The organism is Coleofasciculus sp. A1-SPW-01, assembly GCF_040217205.1.
Lineage (GTDB): Bacteria > Cyanobacteriota > Cyanobacteriia > Cyanobacteriales > Coleofasciculaceae > Coleofasciculus > Coleofasciculus chthonoplastes_A.
Map to the genome: position 1 here is coordinate 1 of NZ_JAVJNP010000211.1, position 1,951 is coordinate 1,951.

The window sequence follows — 1,951 nt, forward strand, 5'->3', positions numbered from 1 at the left end:
GTAGGCTTACAGTTGATCCGAACTGGGGAAGCATTCGGAAGTGTGTATCAGTTGATGGCTAGTGGTCTATTCAACTCTTGCGTCACCAGACTTGTCTCTGGCAATCCCCACGCTCCACGTTAGTAGCGTGGGGTTGCTGAAGTTCAAGGTAACTGGGGACAAGCGACTGCTGATTTAGAAGTGGGAATTGGGGATTTTGACACCTGTTTAATTAAAGCAGTTCTCACCTTCTCATACTCTACCTCGACCTGAACCCGTTGCTCCGCAGGGACTTCAGTTATACCCGCACCTGCCAAGGCTTCCAACTCCTTGCAGAGATGGGAAAGAGTGACAGCACCCAGATTCGCGCTACTCGAACGGAGACTATGAGCCGCCTGTCTTAGAGCCTCTGCATCTTGGGTTGCGATCGCGGATTGAATGGCTTGAAGTCGTTCGGGTGCATCTTCTAAATAGTCCCCCACAATTTTATCCAAGACAACATTGGCTTTTGCTCCCGCTAATTTCTCTAAGGATTGCCATATCTTAGGATCTAATACCTCCGACTCCGTATCAAGCAACCTTGGCGACGCCGGAAAAACACCTGCGCCCTCATCTCCATGTAACCCCTGATGACTATCCGATACCTTCTGCAACGCCTGAACCAGTTTTGGCAACTCAATCGGTTTCGTAATATAATCATCCATCCCCGCCGCCAAGCACTGTTCTCGATCCCCCCGCCGAGCATAAGCCGTCAGCGCAATAATCCGGGGGCGTTCGCCAGCAGCCCACTGCTCACATATCTGGCGCGTCGCGGTTAAACCATCCATTTCTGGCATTTCCACATCCATAAACACGACATCATAAGACTGGCTCTGCAAAGCCTGTAATGCTTCTGCACCGTTACTCACGACATCAGTCTGATAGCCCAGTTTCTTGAGCAACAGGAGGGCAAATTTCTGATTCACCCGATTGTCTTCCGCTAGCAATATCCGTGTTTTATGGGTTTTTGTTAAAGGCGTGATTTGCATTGTGTTCTGTCTATTAGGCTGGATTATTCCTCTCCCTATTGTGTAGGTAAGGAGGCTATTTAGACCTACGCCAGATTGCCGAATTTTTCATGCTAAATCGACGTAATTTTTGTTTGCTTTTGTCTGGAGCCGGCGAGTGAGCTTTTCTGGGCGACTGACTGAGAGTATAATTCTCTGTGTGCGTTGCCACATCACTCTAAATTATTGATTTGAATCACTGCTTTTTTGGAGAAAATTTGCTATTTGAAACAGCGGCAGTAAGCTTCCCTCCTGGGCTGGTGTCGCAGGAATAGCCGCTTTGTTGATGATTTATTGGGAATGATTCAGCGTTTAATCAATATCCAGAAGATGCTGACCTGAGTAGTGTAACTGCTGCCAAAGATCTTGAATTTGATCATAAGCCTGTTCCGGAGGCAATTTTCCTGAGGTTTGTAGGTTGCAGATGGTGGTCACTCGCTGAGCAAATTCTTGTAAATTGGCATTAAAGTCCAGATATTCCGGTTTCTTATGACCATGATAGCGACAACGAGGATATAAAAAATTCAGGCGATCGCTCATTTAGGGCTTCTCCCAGATTCTTGAAATTTTCTTTCTGTCTATTAAAACTCCTATTATTAATCAAAAATCTTGATATTGACCAATCGTTGTGAACATTTCAGAAAATTTCTTGGGTCAGTTCATAGTCAAGATGACGGTAGCGATAAAACCCGGATTCATCTGCCTAAAAAAATAGGTAGTTTTGTAGCTTATGTTACTGATGCTAGGGGCATAAGTCTAGTTTGCCAAAACTCTCTCGGCTCTCTCGTACTTAGGGTGATAATAAAGTCTTATGAATTAAGCCAAAGTCCCACGGTGTAATGCTTGTAGGTTGGGTTGACGAAGGAAACCCAACTAATTAAGCGATTAAGCTAGGTTTTCTTCAAATCAAGCCAATCGCTACACAT

The 1,951-nt window shown here is 45.3% G+C and carries 2 protein-coding genes; both read right to left on the reverse strand.

The annotated features are described in order from the left end of the window. Nucleotides 1-143 precede the first annotated feature (143 nt). Nucleotides 144-1,007, reverse strand: coding sequence for a response regulator (locus tag RH949_RS30465; protein ID WP_006098014.1), 864 nt, complete (start codon nt 1,005-1,007; stop codon nt 144-146). A gap of 330 nt (nt 1,008-1,337) precedes the next feature. Next, entirely contained in the window at nt 1,338-1,565 is a 228-nt protein-coding gene (locus RH949_RS30470) for a DUF7219 family protein (RefSeq protein WP_006098236.1), read from the reverse strand. Between the last annotated feature and the right edge of the window lie 386 nt (nt 1,566-1,951).

Coding starts and splice junctions, on each gene's coding strand:
- RH949_RS30465 (WP_006098014.1), bottom strand. CDS start 1,007: ATGCAAATCACGCCTTTAACAAAAACCCATAAAACACGGATATTGCTA.
- RH949_RS30470 (WP_006098236.1), bottom strand. CDS start 1,565: ATGAGCGATCGCCTGAATTTTTTATATCCTCGTTGTCGCTATCATGGT.